Annotated in this window: 21 protein-coding genes; 14 read left to right on the top strand and 7 right to left on the bottom strand. The window is 73.3% G+C overall.

Features of this window, described 5'->3' with window-relative positions; genetic code table 11:
• The first annotated feature begins 64 nt into the window (after positions 1-64).
• From atpA to Q0967_RS01840, 6 genes are all read left to right on the top strand, one after another.
• Complete coding sequence (gene atpA / locus Q0967_RS01865; RefSeq protein ID WP_298748834.1) at positions 65-1711, top strand: F0F1 ATP synthase subunit alpha; 1647 nt, start codon at positions 65-67, stop codon at positions 1709-1711.
• Between the two features lie 57 nt (positions 1712-1768).
• Positions 1769-2668, top strand: coding sequence for a F0F1 ATP synthase subunit gamma (locus Q0967_RS01860; protein WP_298748833.1), 900 nt, complete (start codon positions 1769-1771; stop codon positions 2666-2668).
• 16 nt (positions 2669-2684) lie between these two features.
• On the top strand, positions 2685-4142 hold the full coding sequence (gene atpD, locus Q0967_RS01855; RefSeq protein ID WP_298748832.1) for a F0F1 ATP synthase subunit beta: 1458 nt from the start codon (positions 2685-2687) through the stop codon (positions 4140-4142).
• Positions 4143-4307: 165 nt separating this feature from the next.
• Positions 4308-5633, top strand: a complete 1326-nt coding sequence (locus Q0967_RS01850; protein WP_298748831.1) for a uracil-xanthine permease family protein — start codon at positions 4308-4310, stop codon at positions 5631-5633.
• Positions 5634-5655: 22 nt separating this feature from the next.
• The gene (locus tag Q0967_RS01845; protein WP_298748829.1) at positions 5656-5937 is read left to right on the top strand and encodes a F0F1 ATP synthase subunit epsilon; all 282 of its coding nucleotides are present in this window, start codon (positions 5656-5658) and stop codon (positions 5935-5937) included.
• A gap of 17 nt (positions 5938-5954) precedes the next feature.
• Complete coding sequence (locus Q0967_RS01840; RefSeq protein ID WP_298748828.1) at positions 5955-6386, top strand: DUF2550 family protein; 432 nt, start codon at positions 5955-5957, stop codon at positions 6384-6386.
• Positions 6387-6410: 24 nt separating this feature from the next.
• Here Q0967_RS01840 and Q0967_RS01835 read toward each other — a convergent pair whose 3' ends face one another.
• Complete coding sequence (locus Q0967_RS01835; RefSeq protein ID WP_298748827.1) at positions 6411-7037, bottom strand: cob(I)yrinic acid a,c-diamide adenosyltransferase; 627 nt, start codon at positions 7035-7037, stop codon at positions 6411-6413.
• A 34-nt stretch (positions 7038-7071) separates the two neighbouring features.
• Positions 7072-8598 carry a gamma-glutamyltransferase gene (locus Q0967_RS01830; protein ID WP_298748826.1) on the bottom strand — a complete coding sequence of 509 codons (1527 nt, stop codon included), beginning with the start codon at positions 8596-8598 and terminating at the stop codon, positions 7072-7074.
• Between the two features lie 71 nt (positions 8599-8669).
• On the opposite strand from Q0967_RS01830, the gene Q0967_RS01825 reads away from it, so the two are divergent.
• Positions 8670-10313, top strand: coding sequence for a DUF6056 family protein (locus Q0967_RS01825; protein WP_298749105.1), 1644 nt, complete (start codon positions 8670-8672; stop codon positions 10311-10313).
• Here Q0967_RS01825 and Q0967_RS01820 read toward each other — a convergent pair.
• Genes Q0967_RS01820 through nucS form a run of 3 tightly spaced genes read right to left on the bottom strand, consistent with a single transcriptional unit; the run spans position 10276 to position 12353 of the window.
• Complete coding sequence (locus Q0967_RS01820) at positions 10276-10659, bottom strand: GtrA family protein (RefSeq protein ID WP_298748825.1); 384 nt, start codon at positions 10657-10659, stop codon at positions 10276-10278. The two genes, Q0967_RS01825 and Q0967_RS01820, sit on opposite strands and share 38 nt — an antisense overlap.
• Entirely contained in the window at positions 10656-11642 is a 987-nt protein-coding gene (locus Q0967_RS01815) for a glycosyltransferase family 2 protein (RefSeq protein ID WP_298748824.1), read from the bottom strand. Before Q0967_RS01815 ends, Q0967_RS01820 begins: the two co-directional genes overlap by 4 nt.
• Before the next feature lie 15 nt (positions 11643-11657).
• Positions 11658-12353, bottom strand: a complete 696-nt coding sequence (gene nucS, locus Q0967_RS01810; RefSeq protein ID WP_298748822.1) for an endonuclease NucS — start codon at positions 12351-12353, stop codon at positions 11658-11660.
• Positions 12354-12393: 40 nt separating this feature from the next.
• On the opposite strand from nucS, the gene Q0967_RS01805 reads away from it, so the two are divergent.
• The 3 genes from Q0967_RS01805 (at position 12394) to Q0967_RS01795 (ending at position 15524) form a co-directional block, all read left to right on the top strand.
• The gene (locus tag Q0967_RS01805; protein ID WP_298748821.1) at positions 12394-14055 is read left to right on the top strand and encodes a 3-hydroxyacyl-CoA dehydrogenase family protein; all 1662 of its coding nucleotides are present in this window, start codon (positions 12394-12396) and stop codon (positions 14053-14055) included.
• 4 nt (positions 14056-14059) lie between these two features.
• Complete coding sequence (locus tag Q0967_RS01800) at positions 14060-14383, top strand: hypothetical protein (RefSeq protein ID WP_299448897.1); 324 nt, start codon at positions 14060-14062, stop codon at positions 14381-14383.
• A gap of 259 nt (positions 14384-14642) precedes the next feature.
• Positions 14643-15524 (top strand): GNAT family N-acetyltransferase, encoded by an 882-nt coding sequence (locus Q0967_RS01795; RefSeq protein ID WP_298748819.1) that lies wholly within the window; start codon positions 14643-14645, stop codon positions 15522-15524.
• Positions 15525-15718: 194 nt separating this feature from the next.
• Here the strand turns inward: Q0967_RS01795 and Q0967_RS01790 are convergent, their stop codons facing one another.
• Complete coding sequence (locus Q0967_RS01790; RefSeq protein ID WP_298748818.1) at positions 15719-17074, bottom strand: AI-2E family transporter; 1356 nt, start codon at positions 17072-17074, stop codon at positions 15719-15721.
• Positions 17071-17556: a methylmalonyl-CoA epimerase gene (gene mce / locus Q0967_RS01785; RefSeq protein WP_298748817.1), complete on the bottom strand. Its 486-nt coding sequence runs from the start codon at positions 17554-17556 to the stop codon at positions 17071-17073. The genes Q0967_RS01790 and mce overlap by 4 nt, the downstream gene beginning before the upstream one ends.
• A 69-nt stretch (positions 17557-17625) precedes the next feature.
• On the opposite strand from mce, the gene Q0967_RS01780 reads away from it, so the two are divergent.
• The 4 genes from Q0967_RS01780 to pip all read left to right on the top strand — a co-directional run bounded on the left by Q0967_RS01780 (position 17626) and on the right by pip (position 22142).
• The gene (locus tag Q0967_RS01780) at positions 17626-19140 is read left to right on the top strand and encodes an amidohydrolase (protein WP_298748816.1); all 1515 of its coding nucleotides are present in this window, start codon (positions 17626-17628) and stop codon (positions 19138-19140) included.
• A gap of 78 nt (positions 19141-19218) precedes the next feature.
• Positions 19219-20424, top strand: coding sequence for an acetyl-CoA C-acetyltransferase (locus Q0967_RS01775; RefSeq protein WP_298748814.1), 1206 nt, complete (start codon positions 19219-19221; stop codon positions 20422-20424).
• A complete protein-coding gene (locus Q0967_RS01770) occupies positions 20421-20996 on the top strand; it encodes a GNAT family N-acetyltransferase (RefSeq protein ID WP_298748812.1) in 576 nt (191 codons plus the stop codon). Before Q0967_RS01775 ends, Q0967_RS01770 begins: the two co-directional genes overlap by 4 nt.
• 162 nt (positions 20997-21158) lie before the next feature.
• Complete coding sequence (gene pip / locus Q0967_RS01765) at positions 21159-22142, top strand: prolyl aminopeptidase (RefSeq protein WP_298748810.1); 984 nt, start codon at positions 21159-21161, stop codon at positions 22140-22142.

The raw sequence follows: 22142 nt of genomic DNA, 5'->3' as shown, positions 1-22142 counted from the left end.
CCACCACCTACCCCCACAGCACCGGCCCGACCCCAAGCCCAGGGCCACGACGAGGAGAAGAATCATGACGGAGCTTTCGATCCGTCCGGAGGAGATCCGGGACGCGCTGGACCAGTTCGTCAAGTCCTACGAGCCGGGTGCGGCCTCACGCGAAGAGGTCGGCCGGGTGGTCGACGCCAGCGACGGCATCGCGCACGTCGAGGGCCTGCCCTCGGTGATGACCAACGAGCTGCTCGAGTTCGCCGACGGCACCCTCGGCCTGGCCCTCAACCTCGACGTGCACGAGGTCGGCGTCATCGTGCTGGGCGACTTCTCCGGCATCGAGGAGGGTCAGGACGTCCGGCGCACCGGTGAGGTCCTCTCCGTCCCGGTCGGTGACGGCTACCTCGGCCGCGTCGTCAACCCCCTCGGGCAGCCGATCGACGGCATGGGCGAGCTCGAGACCGATGGCCGTCGGGCCCTCGAGCTCCAGGCCCCGGGCGTCATGGCCCGCAAGTCGGTCCACGAGCCGCTGCAGACCGGCATCAAGGCGATCGACGCGATGATCCCCATCGGCCGCGGTCAGCGCCAGCTCATCATCGGCGACCGGCAGACCGGCAAGACCGCCGTCGCCATCGACACCATCCTCAACCAAAAGTCCAACTGGGAGTCCGGCGACCCGGACAAGCAGGTGCGCTGCATCTACGTCGCGATCGGCCAGAAGGGCTCCACCATCGCCTCGGTGCGCGCCACGCTGGAGGAGAACGGCGCGCTGGACTACACCACCATCGTCGCGGCGCCCGCCTCGGACGCCGCCGGCTTCAAGTACCTCGCCCCCTACACCGGCTCGGCCATCGGCCAGCACTGGATGTACGACGGCAAGCACGTGCTCATCGTCTTCGACGACCTGTCCAAGCAGGCCGAGGCCTACCGCGCGGTGTCGCTGCTGCTGCGCCGCCCGCCGGGCCGCGAGGCGTACCCGGGCGACGTGTTCTACCTGCACTCGCGGCTGCTCGAGCGCTGCGCGAAGCTGTCCGACGAGGTGGGCGCCGGCTCGATGACCGGGCTGCCGATCATCGAGACCAAGGCGGGTGACGTCTCGGCCTACATCCCGACCAACGTCATCTCCATCACCGACGGGCAGATCTACCTGCAGGCGGACCTCTTCAACTCCAACGTCCGCCCGGCGATCGACGTGGGTGTGTCGGTCTCCCGGGTCGGCGGCGCCGCGCAGATCAAGGCGATGAAGTCGGTCTCCGGCCGGCTCAAGGTCGACCTCGCGCAGTTCCGCGAGATGGAGGCCTTCGCGATGTTCGCCTCCGACCTCGACGACGCGTCCAAGGCCCAGCTGGCCCGGGGTGCGCGCATGGTCGAGATCCTCAAGCAGCCGCAGTCCTCCCCGGTCTCGGTCGAGGACCAGGTCGCGATCATCTGGGCGGGCACCAACGGCCACATCGACGAGGTGCCGGTCAGCGACGTGCGTCGCTTCGAGAACGAGTGGGTCGAGTACCTGCGCCGGGAGCACGACGGGCTCCTCGCCGGTATCCGCGAGAGCGGCAAGCTCGGCGACGACACCGCCGCCGCGCTGGGCGACGCCATGAGCGCCTTCCAGTCCGAGTTCGCCCCCGACGACAGCGCCGAGGTCGGCGTCGGCTCCGCCGAGGACGACCCCGTCGAGGCCATGGGAGACGACGAGGTCGACCAGGAGCAGCTGACCGTCCAGCGCAGCTGAGCGCGGGCATACCCCAGCGATCCGACCGACCACCAGAGCCAACGAGAGAGGCGAGATATGGGAGCGCAGCAGCGGGAGTACCGCCAGCGCAGCCGGTCCGTCCAGTCGACCAAGAAGATCACCCGGGCGATGGAGCTCATCGCCGCCTCCCGGGTGGTCAAGGCCCGGCAGCGGGTCGCGGAGACCACGCCGTACGCCCGGGCGATCACCCGGGCCGCCTCGGCGGTCGCGACGCATGCCGACGTCGACCACCCGCTGACCACCAAGCGGGAGCAGCCGCGCCGCGCGGGGGTGCTCGTCGTCACCTCCGACCGAGGGCTCGCGGGTGCCTACGCGGCCAACGTGCTCAAGCGAAGCGAGCAGCTGCGCGAGCTCGTGGAGGAGTCGGGGATGGAGTTCGTCCCCTTCCTCACCGGACGCAAGGCGGAGAGCTACTACTCCTTCCGCAACCGGCCGTTCGAGGACTCGTGGAGCGGCTTCTCCGACTCCCCGACCTTCGACGTCGCGCAGGAGATCTCCGAGCGGCTCATCGGCGAGTTCACCAAGGGCACCGACGAGGGCGGGGTCGACGAGATCCACCTCGTCTACACCCGGTTCGTCAACATGGTGACCCAGGAGGTGCAGGTGACCCGCCTGCTGCCGCTGGAGGTCGTCGAGGACGCCGCTCCGCGCACGCCGGAGAACGGTTTTCCGCTCTACGAGTTCGAGCCGGACGCCGCCGAGGTGCTCGACGCCCTGCTCCCGCGCTACATCACCTCGCGGATCTGGAACGCCCTGCTCCAGTCCGCCGCCTCCGAGCTCGCCGCCCGCCAGCGGGCGATGAAGTCGGCGACGGACAACGCCGAGGAGCTCATCAAGACCTACACGCGTCTTGCCAACCAGGCCCGTCAGGCCGAGATCACCCAAGAGATCAGCGAAATCGTGGGCGGCGCGAGCGCCCTCGCCGACGCCAAGTGAGAGGAAGCACGCAGCCATGACTGCCACCACTGAGGCTCCCACCACGGAGCAGACCCAGGGCGCCGTGGGTCGCCTGGCCCGGATCATCGGCCCCGTCGTCGACGTCGAGTTCCCCCCGGGGCAGATGCCCTCGCTCTACAACCTGCTGAAGACCGAGGTCGCGATCGGCGGGGAGACCAAGACCGTCAACCTCGAGGTCGCCCAGGACATCGGCGACAACATGGTGCGCGCCATCTCTCTGCAGCCGACCGACGGCCTCGTCCGCGGCGCGAAGGTGCAGGACACCGGCGGCCCCATCACCGTCCCGGTCGGCGACGTCACCCTCGGTCACGTCTTCAACGCCACCGGTGACGTGCTCGACCTGCCCGAGGGCGAGACCCTCGAGGTCAACGAGCGGTGGGGCATCCACCGCCAGGCGCCGGCCTTCGACCAGCTGGAGCCCAAGACCCAGATGTTCGAGACGGGCATCAAGGTCATCGACCTGCTGACCCCCTACGTGCTGGGTGGCAAGATCGGCCTCTTCGGCGGCGCCGGGGTGGGCAAGACGGTGCTCATCCAGGAGATGATCGCCCGTGTCGCCCGCGACCACGGCGGTGTGTCCGTCTTCGCCGGCGTCGGCGAGCGGACCCGCGAGGGCAACGACCTCATCGTCGAGATGGAGGAGGCCGGGGTCCTCGGCCAGACCGCCCTGGTCTTCGGCCAGATGGACGAGCCGCCGGGCACCCGCCTGCGGGTCGCGCTGTCCGCGCTGACGATGGCGGAGTACTTCCGCGACGTCCAGAAGCAGGACGTGCTGCTCTTCATCGACAACATCTTCCGCTTCACCCAGGCCGGGTCCGAGGTGTCCACGCTGCTCGGGCGGATGCCCTCGGCCGTGGGCTACCAGCCCAACCTGGCGGACGAGATGGGCACCCTGCAGGAGCGGATCACCTCCACCCGCGGTCACTCCATCACCTCGATGCAGGCGATCTACGTGCCGGCCGACGACTACACCGACCCGGCCCCGGCGACGACCTTCGCCCACCTGGACGCCACGACCGAGCTGTCCCGCCCGATCGCCTCGATGGGCATCTACCCGGCCGTGGACCCGCTGACCTCGACCAGCCGGATCCTCGACCCGCGCTATATCAGCCGGGAGCACTACGACACGGCCGTCCGGGTGAAGTCGATCCTGCAGCGCTACAAGGAGCTGCAGGACATCATCGCCATCCTCGGCATCGACGAGCTGTCCGAGGAGGACAAGATCCTCGTCGGTCGCGCCCGCCGGATCCAGCGCTTCCTGTCGCAGAACACCTACGTCGCCAAGCAGTTCACCGGCATCGAGGGCTCGACCGTCCCGCTGTCCGACACGATCGAGGCGTTCACCAAGGTGGCCGACGGCGACTACGACCACCTGCCCGAGCAGGCCTTCTTCATGTGCGGTGGGCTCGAGGACGTCGAGCGCCAGGCCGCCGAGCTGGAGAAGAACAGCTGAGCACGCCCGTCGCCTGAGTCAGGCCCCGGCACCCGCGTCCGCGGGCACCGGGGCCTGACTGCGTGCGCCGACGCAGACGCGTCTGGTGCGTGCTGACCGCCCGTCCGGTGCGTACTGACCGCGCGTCCGGTGCAGGACCAAGCGAGACCAGCGAGGAGACCAGTCATGTGGACCGTGCACGGAGACGGCCGTCGGATCACGCCGGGGGAGGTCGTCGGACCCCGGGAGCGGCTCGCGTGGCTGCCCACCGTCGGGATCGGCATGCAGCACGTCGTCGCGATGTTCGGCGCGACCTTCCTCGTCCCGCTCATCACCGGGTTCCCGCCGAGCACGACCCTGCTCTTCAGCGGGCTGGGGACGGTCCTGTTCCTCCTCGTCACCCGCAACCAGGTCCCCTCCTACCTCGGCTCCAGCTTCGCCTTCCTGGCCCCCATCGCCGCCGCCCAGGCCGAGCACGGACCCGCGGGCGCGCTGGGCGGGGTGGTGATCGCCGGGGTCGGGCTGGCCCTGGTAGGTGTGGTGGTGCAGCTCGCCGGCCACGGCTGGATCGCCCGCCTCATGCCCCCGACCGTGACCGGGGCGATCGTGGCGCTCATCGGCCTCAACCTCGCGCCGGCGGCGTGGGGCAACGTCGAGCAGGCACCGGTCACCGCCCTCGCGACGCTGGTCGCGATCCTGCTCTGCACGGTGCTCTTCCGCGGGCTGCTGGGCCGGCTGTCGATCCTGCTCGGCGTGCTCGTCGGGTATGCCGTGGCGCTGGTCCGCGGCGAGGTCGACCTGGCGGTCGTCGCCGACGCGGGGTGGCTGGGGGCACCGCCGCTCATGGCGCCCGAGTTCCACCTCGGCGTCGTCGGGCTCTTCCTGCCCGTCGTGCTCGTGCTCGTGGCGGAGAACATCGGGCACGTGAAGTCGGTGGCGCAGATGACCGGCGAGTCCGCGGACGCCCTGGACCACCTGCTGGGCCGCACGCTGCTCTCGGACGGCCTGGCGACCACGCTGGCCGGGGCGGGCGGTGGCTCGGGCACCACGACGTACGCCGAGAACATCGGGGTCATGGCGGCCACCCGGGTCTACTCCACCGCGGCCTACTGGGTCGCCGCCCTCACCGCGGTCGCCCTGGCCTTCCTGCCGAAGTTCGGGGCCCTCATCCAGACCGTGCCGGCCGGGGTCCTCGGCGGGGCCGCCACCGTGCTCTACGGCATGATCGGGGTCCTGGGGGTCCGCATCTGGGTCGAGCACCGGGTCGACTTCGGCAACCCGATCAACCTGGCGACCGCGGCGGTGGCCCTGGTCGTCGGCATCGCCAACTACACGTGGGACGCGGGTGCGCTGAGCTTCGAGGGGATCGCCCTCGGCACCGGCGCGGCGTTGCTCGTCTACCACGGCATGTCGGCGATCAACCGTCGTACCGGGGCGGTCGAGGTCGCCCCGGCGCAGCGGGACCGGTCGCGTTCCGGGTCCTCCGGGCGGGCCGGTAGACTCGATCCTTGAACCGTCATCGAAGGGACATCTCGTGAGTGCACTGCAGGTCGAGCTGGTCGCCGCGGACCGCAAGGTCTGGGAGGGCGAGGCAACGATGGTGAGCGCCCGGAGCATCGACGGTGACCTGGGCATCCTGCCCGGTCACACGCCGGTCCTCGCGGTGCTCGTCGAGGGGGACGTCACCATCTACACGGGGGGCACGCCGCAGGCGGTCACCATCGACGGGGGCTTCCTCTCCGTGGACGAGGACAAGGTCGTCGTGGTGGCCGACCGGGTCGACGCCGGCTCGCTGTCCGCCCCCGCCGCCGGCTGACGGGCACGCCACCGTTCATGACCGGCGCCGGTGCGATCGTCCTGGTGCTCATGGCCCTGGTCGGGGCCCTGGTCATCCTGGGCCTCGGGCTGCTCTCGTTCCGGATCGCCGGGGACCGCGGGAGCATGTGCCCACCGATGCCCGCGGCCTACCGGGACGCCGAGCGCCTCTGGCGCCGGGGCACCCTGCGCTTCACCGAGGACCGCCTCTCCCTGCGGGGAGGAGGCGGTCCGTCCGTCGGTCCGTGGATGCGGGGCAACCTGGACCTGGGGGTGGCCGGCCCGCTGGGGACCGCCGACGCCGCCGACCTGGGCGGGGCCGCCCTCATCCGGGTGCCGGTGAGCTACGGCACGGCGCGGTTCGAGCTGGCGCTGGGCGAGCAGCACTACACGGCGCTGCGTTCCTGGGTCGAGGCGGTACCGCCCGGCTGGAACTCCCACGTCGCCTGACCAACCGGGGGTCAGGGCCCGCCCTCAGCGCGAGGGCTGCTCCCTGCCGCCGCCGGGCTGCCAGAGCACGTCGCCCTCGCCGGCCCGACCGGCCACCCGGGCCAGGATGAACAGCAGGTCGGAGAGCCGGTTGAGGTAGGTCGCGGTGAGCGGGTTGACCCCGCCGACGCCCTTGGTCGCGTCCTCGTCCGCGGGCTGGTCGCCGTACTCCTCCAGGGCGGCCCAGGTCGAGCGCTCGGCCCGACGGGCGACGGTGCGCGCCTGGTGCAGCAGCGCGGCGGCCGGGGTCCCGCCGGGCAGGATGAAGGAGCGCAGGGCCGGCAGGTCGGCGTTGTAGCGGTCGCAGTCGGCCTCGAGCTCCTCCACCCACTCGGCCTTGACCCTTAGCGGCTCCCACTCATAGCTCGCCCGCAGCGGCATGCACAGGTCGGCACCGACGTCGAAGAGGTCGTTCTGGATCCGGGCCAGCGTCTCCTGCACCTCGACCGGGAGGTTGCCGCCGGCGACGGCCACCCCGATGACCGAGTTGGTCTCGTCGGTGTCGGCATACGCCGCCAGCCGGGCATCCGTCTTGCGGGTCCGGCCGTTGTCGCCCAGGGCGGTGCTGCCGTCGTCGCCGGTCCGGGTGTAGATCCGCGTGAGGTTGACCATGCCCTGCATGCTGCCATGCGCGGGCGTCGCCCGCTCAGGTGACCAGGGTCGCCGCGACCCGACGGGCGTCCGCGGCCGCCTCCAGGGTCCCGTCCGGCTCGCGCAGCGCCGCGCCCACCCCGCCGAAGTACATCGAGCTCGGCGGGTGCTCGTGGCGGGGCAGCCCGGCGGCGTCCAGGCTGGCCGCGATCTGCGCGTCCTGCTCGTGGTCGATGCGCGTCGTGCCGTCCTCGAGCCGGCGCGGGTGCATCCGCGGCTGGTCCACGGCCGTCTGCAGGTCCTCGCCGTGGCGGGCCAGGTGGGTGAGCACCTGCGCCAGGGCGGTGGTGATCCGGTCGGCACCGGGGGTGCCGATGGCCAGGACCGCACCGTCCTCCCGGCGGGCCGTGGTCGGCGCCATGTTGGAGGCCAGCCGGGTGCCCGGTGCGAGGGCGTGCAGCCCGTGCCGGTTGAGCTCCAGCTCACCGAGGGAGTTGTTGGCCACCAGGCCGGTGCCCGCGATCGTCATCCCCGAGCCGTAGCCCGCCGACGCGGTGAGCGCGCAGGCGAGGCCGTCGGCGTCGACCACCGAGACGTGCGCCGTCGAGGGGGAGGTCGGCAGCCCCGTGGCGCCGATGTGGTGCAGCGTCTGCAGCAGCTCGGCGCCGGCCGCCTCGAGGTCGTGCGCGGTGTCGATCCGGTCGAGGCGGATGTCGAGCACCTCCTGCATGACCTGCGCCGCCTGCGCCGGCTCGATCGGCCCGTCGACCGCCCCCAGCAGGCGCAGCAGCGCGGTGAGCACCGGCCCGCCGATGGAGGGCGGAGGGTTGCACGCGAGGTCCCAGGGGCCCAGCCGGCTGCGCAGCGCCCGTCGTACGACCGGTTGGTAGGCCTCGAGGTCGACCAGCGAGAGCAGCCCGCCGCGGGCGCGCATGTCGGCGTCGATCGCCCGCGCGACGTCGCCGTGGTAGGCGGTGCCGGCCCCGTCCGCCCCGATGTGCTCGAGGGTGTCGGCCAGCACCGGGTCGACGACGCGGTGGCCGACGGAGGGTGCGGCGCCGTCCACGGTGAGCAGCGCCCGGGTGGCCGGGTCCCACGCGAGGATGGTGTCGGTGACCAGGACGAGGTAGGACTGCGCGGTGCGGCTGAGCGGGTACCCCGCCCGGGCGACGTCCGCCGCGGGCTGCAGCAGCTCGGCCCAGGGCGCCCGGCCGTAGCGCTGGTGGGCCCAGCCCATCGCGGCGAGCATCCCGGGGGTGGCGACCGACCCCGGCCCCACGTAGGTCACCATGCCGCCGCCGTAGTCCGACGCGGCCTCGATGAGACCGCCCCCGCGGCGGTCGGCGCTCATGCCGCGGCCGGGCATCTCGACGTTGCCGTCGACGACGACCGGGTCCTCCCCGGGCGCCCAGACGTTGACGAAGCACCCGCCCAGGGTGGAGATGACACCGGGCTCGGTGACGGTGGCGGTGAGCATCGCGGCCACCGCGGCGTCCACCGCGTTGCCCCCCGCCGACAGGGCCTGCGCGGCCGCCTCGGTGGCGTAGGTGTTGGGCGCGGCGATGGCGGCGGAGCGGGTCACGGGACGATTGTGCCGCAGCGGCCCGCCCTGGGGCGCGAGCCGGAGCGCTGCTCTGGCATCGTGTCCTGGTGATGAACGCCGCCACCCGGCCCCGACCGGTCGTCTCCTCCCGGTCCGCGGCGGTGGTGCTCGTCCTCGCGGTGGCCCTGGCGGCCGTGGGCTGGGGGCTCGTGCTGCGGCACGGCTTCCCCGCCGGCGACGACTGGCTGCACGCCATGGCGGGGGAGCAGCCCGGGGACGCCCGCACGCTGCGGGGCTGGCTCGCGACCTGGCAGTTCGACTACACCTACCGCAACGGCAGGGCCGCGGACGCGGCCGCGCGGCTCGTCCTGCTCGGCGGGCGGCCCGGGGCGCTGGTCGTCGGGGTGGCGCTCATGGTCCTGACCGGGATCGCGACCTGGCCCTGGCTGCGGATGGTTGCCCCGCACCGGACCCGGCCGCTGGTCTGGGCGGTGCTCGGGCTGGGCGTGCCCTTCCTCGCCGTCCAGGCGCACTCCTGGCTCACCGGGGAGGGCCTGCTCTGGGTGTCCGGCATGGCCAACTACCCGCTCTCCACGCTCGCCTTCCTCGTCGCCGGCGCCGCCGTCAGCGGCGCCCTCCCACCTCGGGTGACCTGGCTGGTCCTGCCCGTCGTCGTGTATGCCCACCTCGGGCACGAGGTGTCCGCGGTGGCGACCCTCGTGGTCACCGTGCTCGCGCTCGCCCTGCGGCGACCGGCCGGCGGGCGCGCCCGGTCCACCTGGGCGGCTGTCGGCGCCTCCGCGCTGGGCTTCGTCGTGCTGGCCACGGCGCCTGGCCTGTGGCGCCGGACCACCGAGGAGGACCTCGCCCTGCCGCTGCTGCAGGCGCTCTCGCGCACCACCCTGATGTTCGCCTCGCTCACCCTGGGGTGGTGGCTGGCCCTGGGGGTCCTGGCGGTCGTCGCGGTCCGGCTGTCCGGCCGGGCACCCCGCCGGGTCGCCGTGGTGGCCGGCGCAGCCGCCTGGGTCCTGCTCCTGGTGGCCCGCCGCCGCTGGCCGCGCCTGGCGGACCTGTGCGCCGACCCGGACACCGCCGTCCCGGCCAGCCTGCTCGCCCTCGCCGTCGTCGCCGCGGCGGTCGTGCTCGTCGTGAGCGTGCTCGTGCTGGTCGTGGACGCGTGGGGGGCGGTCGCGGCCTACCCCGTCGTGGCGCTCACCGCCGCCGGCGTCGTCTCCGCCGGGGTGCCCATCGTGGCCTCCGTCTGCGGGCAGCGTGCCTTCTTCCTCCCGGTCACCGCGCTCGTCCTCGCGGTGGCCTGCGCCCTGCGGCTGGTCCTGGGCGCGCTCGCCGGCGCGGGCCCGCGTCAGGCGCGGGCGGCCGACGTGCTCACCGTGGCCACCCTGGCCGCCAGCCTGGTCGCGTCGGTCGGCTACGTGGCGGTCACGTCGCAGCACGCCGCGCGCAACGCCGACGCCTACGACACCTTCGTCGACGACGTCGAGGCGGCCCGGGTCGCGGGGGCCGGGGAGGTGGTCGTCCCGGAGCTGCCCGAGGAGGGGTATGCCTACCACCGCGCCTTCTACCTCGCGCGCTACGCCTGCGACCTGCGCCAGTTCTACGACCTCCCCGACGGGGTGGTGCTCACCGACACCGAGCGGCGCGAGGACCGGACCACCGACACCACGACCGGGTGCGAGACGACCTGGCAGCGCACCCTCACCCGCGCGGCGGAGCAGGCTCCCGACCGGCGGTGAGGACGGTGCGGGTGAGCAGGAACGTGACCGGCACGGCGGCGACGCCCATGACGAGGGTGGCGTAGCGCTCGTCCAGGCCGGCCGCCTCGACGAGGAGCACCGAGCCGACCGTCGTGAAGGCCAGGTTGACCAGCGTCGTGGCCGGGTAGGCGAGGAAGCGCCGCCAGGTCGGCCGCACCCCGAAGGTGAACAGGCTGTTGGCGAAGAAGGAGAAGACCACCGCCCCGGACCAGGCGAGCAGGTGGGCCGGGACGTACGGCATACCGAGCAGCAGCAGGCGGTAGAGGAGGTAGTAGACGGCCGTGTTGGCCACCCCGACGACGACGAAGCGCAGCAGGCTCCTCATCGCGCCTCGGTGGCGCCGGTCCCGTCAGGACCTGGTCCGTCCCCCTCGCCTCCCCGGATCACCTCGTGGACGAGATAGCTGGGTCGCGCCTTGACCTCCTGGTAGATCCGGCCGACGTACTCGCCCATGACGCCGACGGCGAGCAGCTGCACGCCGGACAACCCGGTGATGACCGCGATGGTGGTGATGTAGCCCGGCTGGGTGACCCCGTGCAGGAGGTAGCCCACGAGCAGCCACAGGAGGTAGCCCAGCGCGGCGAGCACCGCCCAGCCGCCCAGGTGCATGAGCAGTCGCAGGGGGCGGGTGTTGAAGGCGAGCGCCCCGTCGATGCCGTAGTTGAGCAGGGAGCGCAGGGTCCAGCCGGAGCGCCCGCTGCCGCGCTGCACGTTGCGGTAGCTGACCGTGCCGGTCGGGAAGCCGACCCAGGAGAACAGGCCCTTGGAGAAGCGGTTGCGCTCGGGCAGGGCCAGCAGGGCGTCGAGGACCGCGCGGCTCATGACGCGGAAGTCGCCCACGCCGTCCTGGACGCGGACCGTCTCGATGAGCCCGTTGACCAGCCGGTAGTAGAGCCGGGAGAGCTGGGAGCGGACGAAGGGGTCGTCGGCGCGGTCGCGGCGGGCCACGACCTGCTCGACCTCGGTGGTCCGCAGCAGGGTGTACATCGAGGTCAGCAGCTCCGGGGGGTGCTGCAGGTCGGCGTCCATGATCGCGATGCTCTGTCCGCGGGCCTGCCGGAGGCCGGCGAGCATGGCCGCCTCCTTGCCGAAGTTGCGGGACAGCCGCAGCACGACGACCCGAGGGTCCTGCGCGGCCAGCGTGCGCGCCACCCGCAGGGTGTCGTCGGTCGAGCCGTCGTCGACGAGCACCAGCTCGAGGGAGTCGCCGACGCCCAGCTCGTCGGCCACGTCGCCCAGGCGGACGTGCAGCTCGGCGAGGGTGCCCTGCTCGTTGAAGCACGGGACCACGACGGACAGGGCGGGCATGGCGGTCACGCTAGCTCAGAAGAGCCGCGCCTCCGCGTCGTCGATGCCGCGCAGCGCCTCGTAGTCCAGCGTGACGCACCGGATGCCGCGGTCGGTCGCGAGGACCCTGGCCTGCGGCTTGATGAGCTGCGCGGCGAAGACGCCCTGGACCGGGGAGAGGTGGGGGTCGCGGTTGAGCAGCTCGAGGTAGCGGGTCAGCTGCTCGACGCCGTCGATGTCGCCGCGCCGCTTGATCTCCACGGCCACCGTCGTGCCGGCCGCGTCTCGGCACAGGATGTCCACGGGGCCGATGGCGGTGGGGAACTCCCGGCGCAGCAGCGTCCAGTCCTCGCCGAGGGTGGTGATGTGCTCGGCCAGCAGCGCCTGCAGCTGGGCCTCGACGCCGTCCTTGACCAGCCCCGGGTCGACCCCCAGGTCGTGGCTGGTGTCGGAGAGCACCTCGTGGATCTTCACCCGCAGGGTGTCCTCCCGCCTGCCGTGCGAGACCTGCCAGACCTGGGTGACGCCCTGCTCGGCCTCCACCTCGTCCGGGTCGGTCTGCGCCATCGAGCACGGCGGGGCCATCCAGTTCAGCGGCTTGTAGGACCCCCCGTCGGAGTGCACGAGCACCGACCCGTCGGCCTTGACCATGAGCAGGCGGGTGGCGAGGGGCAGGTGGGCTTCGAGGGCTCCGTGGTAGTCCACCGAGCACCGGGCGATCACGACACGCACGGGCCTCACCCTAGCCGGGGGTGATGAGAGGATGCCCGGTATGCGTCAGATCACCACCGTCGGGGTCATCGGGCTCGGCACCATGGGTGCCGGCATCGTCGAGGTCTTCGCCCGGGGAGGGTTGCAGGTCGTCGGAGTCGAGACGACCGAGGAGCTCGCCGAGCGCGGGCGCGGCATCCTGCGGGCCTCCACCGACCGGGCGGTCGCCAAGGGCAGGCTCGACGAGGCCGGGCAGCAGGAGATCCTGGACCGGGTCACCATCACCACCGCCATGGCCGACCTCGCCCCGGCCGACCTCGTCGTCGAGGCGGTCCCGGAGGTGCTGGACCTCAAGCACCAGGTCTTCTCCGCCCTCGACGACATCGTCGCCCCCGACGCCGTGCTCGCGTCCAACACCTCGAGCCTGTCGATCACCGCCATCGCCGCGGGCACGGCATACCCCGGGCGGGTCGTGGGGATGCACTTCTTCAACCCCGCCCCCGTGCTGCAGCTGGTCGAGGTCATCACCACCCTGCGCACCGACGACGCCGTGCGCGACGCGGTCGTCGAGCTGGCCGGGCGCGTCGGCAAGCGGCCGGTCGTGGTGGGGGACCGGGCCGGGTTCGTCGCCAACTACCTGCTCTTCGGCTACTTCGTCTCCGCGCTGCGCATGCTCGAGCAGGGCCACGTCTCGCGCGCCGACCTCGACACCGCCATGCGGGTCGGCGCCGGGCTGCCGATGGGCCCGTGCACCCTCATGGACCTCGTCGGGCTCGACGTCTGCCACCACATCGGCGACGTCATCTACGCCCACAGCCGCAGCCCGATGCACGCCCCGAGCCCGATGCTCGAGCGCATGGTGACCGCCGGTCTGCTCGGCCGCAAGAGCGGCGCGGGCTTCTACACCTACGCCCGGCCGGGGAGCGGGCAGGTCGTCGACGAGCCGGGGGCGGAGGCGAGCGTGCCCGAGGTCGGCGCCGTGGGCGTCGTGGGCGGCGGCGAGATCGCCGACGAGCTGGTCTCCCGCCTGCGCGAGGGAGGGTATGCCGTCACCCACGTCCCCGACCCCGCGGACCGGGACGACCTGGCCGGTCTGGCGGGGGTCGACGTCGTGGTCGAGGCCGGCACGGCGACGCCGGAGAGCGAGCTCGCGGACGCCGAGCCGGCGCCGGTGACGCCGGTGCAGGAGGAGCTGTGGGAGCTGCTGGCCGACGTCGTGGGGGAGCGCACGGTCCTCACCACCGTCGGCGAGGACCTCGCCGTGGCGATCGGCGCGCTCTCGGGCCGGCCGGAGCGGGCGGCGGTGCTGCGGGTGCACGCCCCGACGGGCCACGGGCAGGTCGTCGAGATCGGGCGCTCCAGCGCCACCGACGACGAGACCGTCGAGATCCTGCGCGCCCTGGTCCGGACGATCGGCGCCGAGCCGGTCGTCTGCCGGGACCGCCCCGGGCTGGTGGTCGACGCGCTGCTCATGCCGCACCTCATGGACGCGGTGCGGATGCTGGACGAGGGTTACGCGGGCGTGGACGACATCGACACGGCGCTGCGGCACGGGCTGGGCTACCCGGCCGGGCCGTTCGCCATGATCGACCAGATCGGGGCCGAGGAGGTCCTCACGGTCTGCGAGGAGCTGGCCGAGGCCGGCGGGCTGCCGCGCGAGTCCGTGGCGCCCTCCCCGCTGCTCATCGAGCACGTCCTGCTCGACCGGCCCTTCACGGCCTGAGCCGGTGCCCCGGTCCAACCGCCCTCGACGGGGCGGCCGGCCGCGGGCCCGGCAGGGCGGGGGACCGGCCGGCGTGGGTGACCCGCTGCGGCGCGGGGTCGAGGAGGTCCGCTACGCCGGTCAGGTGTGGGCGGTGCGTCGGGTGCGGCCCAACGACAGCGGCCGGTCCTACCGGTGCCCCGGGTGCCAGCAGGAGGTGCGCGCCGACGTGGCGCACACCGTGGCCTGGCCCACCGCGGGCATGCAGCAGGCGGAGAACCGCCGCCACTGGCACACCGTCTGCTGGTCCGCCCGCGAGCGCCGCCGGCCGGGCGGCTCCTTCGCCTGACCCCGTTCCCCGACCGGGCGTCGTGAATGGTCGGCAGTGGCACGACCGGGCGTCGTGAATGGTTGGCTTGTCACCGACCGAGCGTCGTGAATGGTTGGCTTGTCACCGACCGGGCGTCGTGAATGGTTGGCTTGTCACCGACCGGGCGTCGTGAATGGTTGGCTTCTCACCGACCGAGCACCGCGAATGGTTGGCTGCGGCACGACCGAGCGTTGGAAATGGTTGGCCCGGCCGCCCCGGCCGTCGCTAGCCTGCCCTCATGACCATCACCAGGGCCGACGCGGACCACCAGGATGCCGCCCTGGCGCTCATCGTGACCGCCCAGAGCTCGCCGACGACGGCGTGCGCCTACCTCGGCACCGAGGCCGACGGAGTGCGGGCCGAGCTCGACGACCTCGACACGCCCTGGCAGGAGACTCTGCGGGTGGCGGTCGAACCCTCCGGCCGGGTCGTCGGCGCGGTGCTGCACGACGTCGACCCCGAGGAGACGATGCGCAGCTGGATCCACGGTCCGTGGACCCTCGACGAGCAGACCTGGTCGGCGCATGCCGCCCCGCTCGTCCGAGCGGCCCTCGAGCAGCTACCGCCGGGGGTGGAGCAGCACGAGCTGAGCGCGGCCCCGGCCCACATCGGTATGGCGCGGCTCGCCGCTGACCTGGGGTGGCACGCCACGGGCATGAGCATCGCCTACCAGGCCACGCCTGCGACGGCTCACCGCTGGCCGGCCGACGCGCCGGACGCCCGCGTCGCCACGCCCGCCGACCTGCCCGCGATCACCGCGCTGCACGACGCGGCCTTCCCCGGCACCTACGCCACCGCCCGCCAGCTGCTGGCGGACGAGGCGCGGTCCACCCTGGTGCTCGAGCACGACGGCGAGCTCACCGGCTACGCCTCGGGGGAGATCCAGGCCGACGGCGCCGGCTACCTCGACTTCCTGGCCCTCGCGCCGGACCACCGGGGCAGGGGGCTCGCGCCGGGGCTGCTGGCCGCGATCTCACGGGCGCTGCTGCAGCGCTCGGGGCAGGGCACGGTGAATCTCGTCGTGGACGAGGCCAACGCGCCCGCCGTCGCGCTCTACGAGGGGTTCGGCTACGTGCGGGACGCCGAGCTGCTCGGCTACCGCTCGTGGCCCCAGTCCTAGCCCTCGTCGTTCGGCGGCTCCTTCGCCTGACCGACGTTCCTTCACCGGACGTCGCGGATGGTTGGTGAGGCCAACCATTCGCGGCGCTCGGTGGGGTGTCAGGCAACCAGTCGCGGCGCTCGGTGGGGTGTCAGGCAACCATTCGCGGCGCTCGGTGGGGTGTCAGGCAACCATTCGCGGCGCTCGGTGGGGTCCTAGAGACGCTCCTGGCGCGGGACCAGGACCTCCTCGTAGATGAGGAGCAGGCCCGCGGCCACGGGGATGGCGATGAGGGCGCCGAGGACCCCCAGCAGGGTGCCGCCCGCGAGCACCGCGACCACCGTGACGGCCCCCGGCACCGAGACGGTGCGCTTCATGATGCGGGGGACGATCCAGTAGTTCTCGAGCTGCTGGTAGACGACGTAGTAGACGAGCACGACGAGCGCCACCGTCGGTGACACGGCCAGGGCCGAGACGGCCACGATGACGGCGCCCAGGGTGGCGCCGATGAGCGGGATGAGGCCCAGCAGGCCCACCGAGACGGCCAGGATGGCGGCGTAGGGGATGCCGAGGACCTGCATCATCAGCCACGAGCACACGGCGTTGATCGTCGCCACGGTGGCCTGGCCGAGGGCATACCCGCCGACCCGGCGCATGATCTCCTCGGCGAGCCGGACGACACCCGGACGGCGGCTGCTCGGCACGAGCCGGTAGGCCGCGTCCTTGACCGAGGGCAGCGTCGCCAAGAGGTAGAGGGTGAGGATGGCGGAGGTCAGCAGCCCGACGAGGCTGCCGGCGACCCACCCGGCCGCGCCCAGCACGCCCCCGAAGAGCGCGGTCCAGGTGTCGCTCTCGGTGAGCAGCCGGTCGACCTCGGTCGTGGCGCGCTCGCTCACGGCGTAGCGCCGGTCGAGCTCGACCATCCACGGCGTGCCGGACAGCTCGTCCAGGACCACGGGGGCCCGCTCGACGAGGGTCACCGCCTGCCCGACCACCCCCGGCAGCAGGGTCACCGCGCTCACCCCCACGACCGTGACGAAGCTCATGAAGACGCAGAAGACGCTGCTCGGCCGGCTCACCCCCCGGCGGGTGAGCCACTCGACGAGTGGGTTCAGCGCGAGGGTGAGGAAGACGGCGACCAGCAGGTAGGTGAGCACCGAGGACAGCCGAGTGAGGTTCTGCAGCAGCAGCCAGGCCAGCAGCACCCCGAGCGCCCCGGTGAAGCCGATGGAGAAGGCCGAGGCCGACAGCAGCGTGGGTCGCCGCGGCGACCCACCCACCCGGGCGGGCTGTCCCTCGACGCCGGCGGGGAGCGGCGGCTGGGGGCCGGCGGCGGGGCCCGCGTGGACGGCGGCCGCCGCCTCCGGGTGGTCCGCGTGGATCTGCGCCCAGAGCTCGGACTGCAGCCGGTTGCTCTCGTCCAGCAGCTCGCGCTGGCGCACCCGGAAGTCCCGCCAGCGCTGCACGGCTCGCACCCCCGCCCGGGGGACGGCCGTCGGGTGGACCGCCCGCGCGGCCGCGCGCAGCCGCGCGGCCCGGGCCGTGGGGTCCTGCGTGCGCTGCGTCGTCACCCGGCGGGCTCCACGAGCTCCACGAGCACCCCGCCGGCGTCCTTGGGGTGGATGAAGTTGATGCGCGACCCCGCCGTCCCGCGGCGCGGCTGGTCGTAGAGCAGCCGCAGCCCGCGGCCGCGGAGCACGGCGCTCGCGGCCTCCAGGTCGCTGACCCGGTAGGCCAGCTGCTGCAGCCCGGGGCCGTGGCGCTCGAGGAACCGGGCGATCGTCGACCCCGGGTCGGTGGGGGCGAGCAGCTGCAGCATGGTCGGCTGGTCGCCGCCGTGCGGGTCGGCCGGTCCGACCGCGACCATCGCCTCCCGCACCCCCTGCTCGGCGTTGGTCTCCTCGTGGACGACACGGTGCCCGAGGACGTCGCGGTGGAAGGCGATCGCGGCGTCGAGGTCGGGCACCGCCAGCCCGACGTGGTCGACCGCCAGCAGGAAGGGGGCCAGGGCCTCGCCTCCCGCCGGCTCGTGGCTGGGCGCGCTCGGGCTCATGGGTCCACCGTAGGGCTGGCGCGGACCCACCCTGCGGAGCCACTGCGGTATGTCGCCTAGCATCCGTGCATGAGCGACCTGCTGCTGCGCGACGTGCGCGTCGTCGCGATCGACGCCGGCCCGCCCACCGAGCCGGTGGACGTGCTCGTCCGGGACGGGGTGGTCGAGGCGGTCGGGCCACGCCTGCGCCCCGAGGGTCCGGCCGTGCCCGAGCTCGACGGCGGCGGACGGCACGTCATCCCCGGCCTGTGGGACACCCACGTGCACATGGTCCAGTGGGGTCTCGGGCAGACCCGCCTCGACACCTCCGGCACCGCCAGCCCCGCCGAGGTGCTCGCCCGGGTCGTCGACCGGCTGACCTGGGGGTTCGACAGCCCCACCGGGGTGCTCGTCGGGTGGGGCCACCGCACCGGCCGGTGGCTGCAGCAGCCGACGGTGGCCGAGCTGGACGCGGTGACGGGCGAGGTGCCGGTGGCCCTCATCAGCGGCGACGGCCACCACGGCTGGCTCAACACCCGGGCCCTCCGGCTGCTCGGCGGCCCGATCGTCGAGGGGGTCGTGGCCGAGGCCGACTGGTTCCCGCTCTACGACCGCCTGCAGCGGCTGCACGGCGCCCAGGAGGAGTCCGAGTATGCCGTCGCCCGGGCCATCCAGGACGCGCACACCCGGGGGGTCGTCGGGATCGTCGACCTAGAGTTCGGGCAGCCCTGGGAGCAGTGGCGTGAGCGCAGCGCGGAGGGCACGCCCCCGCTGCGCGCCCGCACCGGGGTCTACCCCGAAGGTCTGGAGACCGTCAACGCCGCGGGGCTGCGCACCGGCGACCCGATCCGCGCGACCGACGGTCTGGTGACGATGGGCCCGCTCAAGGTCATCACCGACGGCTCGCTCAACACCCGGACCGCCTGGTGCTGCGACCCCTACGCCGACGGCCACCTGCTCGAGGAGCCGGCGGGCGCGGCGAACTACCCGGTGGACGAGCTCATCTCGCTGCTGCAGCGGGCCCGGGGGGCCGGGCTGCAGGCCGCCCTGCACGCGATCGGCGACGCCGCGGTCGGCGCCGTCCTGGACGCCTTCGAGGCCACCGGGGCCTCCGGGTCGATCGAGCACGCCCAGCTCATCACCCCCGCCGACGTCCGCCGGTGGGCCGCCCTGCCGCAGCGCGTCGTCGCGAGCGTGCAGCCCGCCCACCTCCTGGACGACCGCCCGGTGACCGAGCGCTGCTGGCCGGACCGGACCGCCCGCACCTTCACGCTGCGCAGCTTTCTCGACGCCGGCATCGAGCTCAGCATGGGGTCGGACGCCCCGGTCTCGCCCCTGGACCCGTGGCTGGCGATGGCGGCGGCGGTGCACCGCGGTCCTGAGGACGGGGAGAGCTGGCACCCCGAGCAGGAGATCGGCGCGAGGGAGGCGCTCGCCGCCTCGGTGGACGGGCAGCGCGTCCGGGCCGGTGCCCGGGGCGACCTGGCGCTGCTCGACCACGACCCGCTCGTGGCGGCGCCCACCAGCGCCGAACGGGCCCGACGGTTCCGCTACACGGTGGTCAGCGCGACGGTTCTGGACGGTCAGGTGGTGCACGGCGGCTGACCCCGGGGAAGGGGTGCCGCGCCGCTACAGTGGCGAGTGGCTGCATACCCGTCACCGTCGCTGGAGGAGTCCGCGCAGATGTCAGAACCCACCACCTCGGTCCTCGTCGCCGGCGCCCGCACGCCCATGGGACGCCTGCTCGGCTCGCTCTCCTCGCTGTCCGGCGCCCAGCTGGGCGGTGCCGCCATCGCCGGCGCCCTCGAGCGGGCCGGGGTGCGCGGTGACCAGGTCGACTACGTCATCATGGGCCAGGTGCTCACCGCCGGCGCCGGCCAGATCCCGGCCCGTCAGGCCGCGGTCGCCGGGGGGATCCCGATGGACGTCCCCGCCCTCACCATCAACAAGGTGTGCCTGTCCGGCATCGACGCCATCGCGCTGGCCGACCAGCTCATCCGCGCCGGGGAGGTCGACGTCGTCGTCGCCGGCGGCCAGGAGTCGATGAGCCAGGCGCCGCACCTGCTGGAGCGCTCGCGCACGGGGTTCAAGTACGGCGACGTCACCATGCGCGACCACATGGCCCACGACGGGCTGTGGGACGCCTTCACCGACCAGGCGATGGGCGGGCTCACCGAAGGGGCCAACCAGGCCGACGCGGCCGGGCACTTCACCCGGGAGGCGCAGGACGCCTTCTCCGCGCGCAGCCACCAGCGCGCCGCCGCCGCCTGGGAGAACGGCGTCTTCGCCGACGAGGTGGTGCCCGTCCACATCCCGCAGCGCAAGGGTGAGCCGCTGACCGTCTCCGCCGACGAGGGCATCCGGGCCGACACGACCGTGGAGTCCCTGGGCCGGCTGCGGCCGGCGTTCTCGCCCGAGGGCACCATCACCGCCGGGTCGGCCTCGCAGATCTCCGACGGCGCCTGCGCGGTGGTCGTCATGAGCAAGGCCCGTGCCACCGAGCTCGGTCTGGACTGGATCGCCGAGATCGGCGCGCACGGCATGGTCGCCGGGCCGGACTCGACCCTGCAGAGCCAACCCGCCCGCGCCATCGCCGCGGCCTGCGCCAAGCAGGGCATCGAGCCCACCGACCTGGACCTCGTGGAGATCAACGAGGCCTTCGCGGCCGTCGGGCTGGCCTCCGTGCAGGAGCTCGGCCTCGACGAGGAGCGGGTCAACGTCAACGGCGGCGCCATCGCGCTGGGTCACCCCATCGGCATGTCCGGTGCGCGGATCCTGCTGCACCTCGCCCTCGAGCTGCAGCGCCGCGGCGGTGGCACCGGCGCGGCCGGGCTCTGCGGGGGCGGAGGCCAGGGCGACGCCCTCCTCGTCACCGTGCCGTCCCGGTGACGGGGCCAGACGACGACGGCGTCCCGCCCGCCCGGGACGCCGGGGTCGCGGACGGGGTGCCCGGTGCCTGGGAGATCCGGGAGCCGCGGCTCGGGGACCCCGAGCCGTTCGCCCTGCTGCACGCCCGGGTCTGGCGGGAGACCTACCGCGGCATCATGGCCGACGAGGTCGTCGACGCGCTGGAGCCGGAGCAGTTCCGGCCGCTGTGGGAGCAGGTCGCCGCGGCGTACGCCCAGGGGCGGGTCGCCGACGACGGGCGCGGCTTCCTCGTCGCCCTGGTCGGGGGCGAGCCGGCCGGCTTCTGCATGCACGGCCCGGCGCGCGAGGAGGACGCGCCGGTCCCGCACCAGGTCTGGTCGCTCAACGTCGCCCCCGAGCACCAGGGGAGCGGCCTCGCGCAGGAGCTGCTCCTGCGCACCCTCGGCGAGCGGTCGGCATACCTCTGGGTGGCGCGGGGCAACCACCGGGCCGTCCGCTTCTACGAGCGGCAGGGGTTCGCCCTGGACGGGGCGGAGAACCTCGACGGCCACGACGGGGTCGTCGAGCTGCGCATGGTGCGCCACCCGGCCTGAGCACAGAAGCGCGCCCTCACGCCCTCACCTGCGCCTGAGCCTGAGCAGAGAAGCGCGCCCTCACCTGCGCCTGAGCAGAGAGACGTGCCCGAGGCAGGTGCTGCAACCCCTGCGCCGGGCCTGTTTCTCTGCTCAGGCCGACGGGAGCGCTACCGTCGGGGGATGAGCGAGCGGCGGACCTTCTACCCCGAGATCGAGCCCTACCGGACCGAGATGCTGGCCGTGGGGCAGGGTCACCAGGTCTACGTCGAGCAGTCCGGCAACCCGGAGGGCAAGCCCGTCATCTTCGTGCACGGCGGCCCGGGCAGCGGCACGAGCCCGAAGCAGCGCCGGGTGTTCGACCCCGAGCGCTACCGCATCGTCCTGGTCGACCAGCGGATGGCCGGGCGCTCCACCCCGCACGCGTCGACCACGGTGGACCCCGCCGTCTGGGCGACCAACACGACCGGCCACCTCGTCGCCGACATGGAGCACATCCGGGAGCACCTCGGCATCGGGACCTGGCAGGTCTTCGGCGGGTCGTGGGGGTCCTGCCTGTCCCTGGCCTACGCGCAGGCCCACCCCGACCGGGTGAGCGAGCTGGTGCTGCGCGGCATCTTCACCCTGCGCCCGTCCGAGCTGTCCTGGATGTACGAGCGGGGCCACCTCGAGCACGTCTACCCCGACCACTGGGCCGACTTCGCGGCGCCGGTGGCCCCGGAGCGGCGGCACGAGATGCAGCTGGCCTACCACGAGCTGCTCTTCGACCCCGACCCCGCGGTCCACGTCCCCGCCGCCGTGGCGTGGAGCGGCTGGGAGTCACGGGTCATCACGGTGGAGCCGGACGAGGAGGCCTTCCGGAAGGCGACCGAGCCGCAGCAGGCGGTGGCCTTCGCCCGGATCGAGAACCACTACTTCGTGCACGGCGGCTTCCTACGGGAGGGTGCGCTGCTCGACCAGGCCCCGGCGCTGGCCCCCATCCCCACGGTGATCGTCCAGGGCCGGCTGGACATGTGCACGCCGGCGCGCACGGCCTTCGACCTCGCCGCGCGGCTGCCGCACGCCGACTTCACGGTGGTCCCCGACGCGGGGCACGCGTTCTCCGAGCCGGGCACCCTGGACGCCCTCGTCCGGGCGACCGACAGGTTCGCGACCAGCAGGAGGTAG

The organism is uncultured Serinicoccus sp. (assembly GCF_947500995.1).
Classification (GTDB): domain Bacteria; phylum Actinomycetota; class Actinomycetes; order Actinomycetales; family Dermatophilaceae; genus Ornithinicoccus.
The sequence above is the reverse complement of the archived record's forward strand: the minus strand, read 5'-3'. Positions and strand labels throughout refer to the sequence as shown.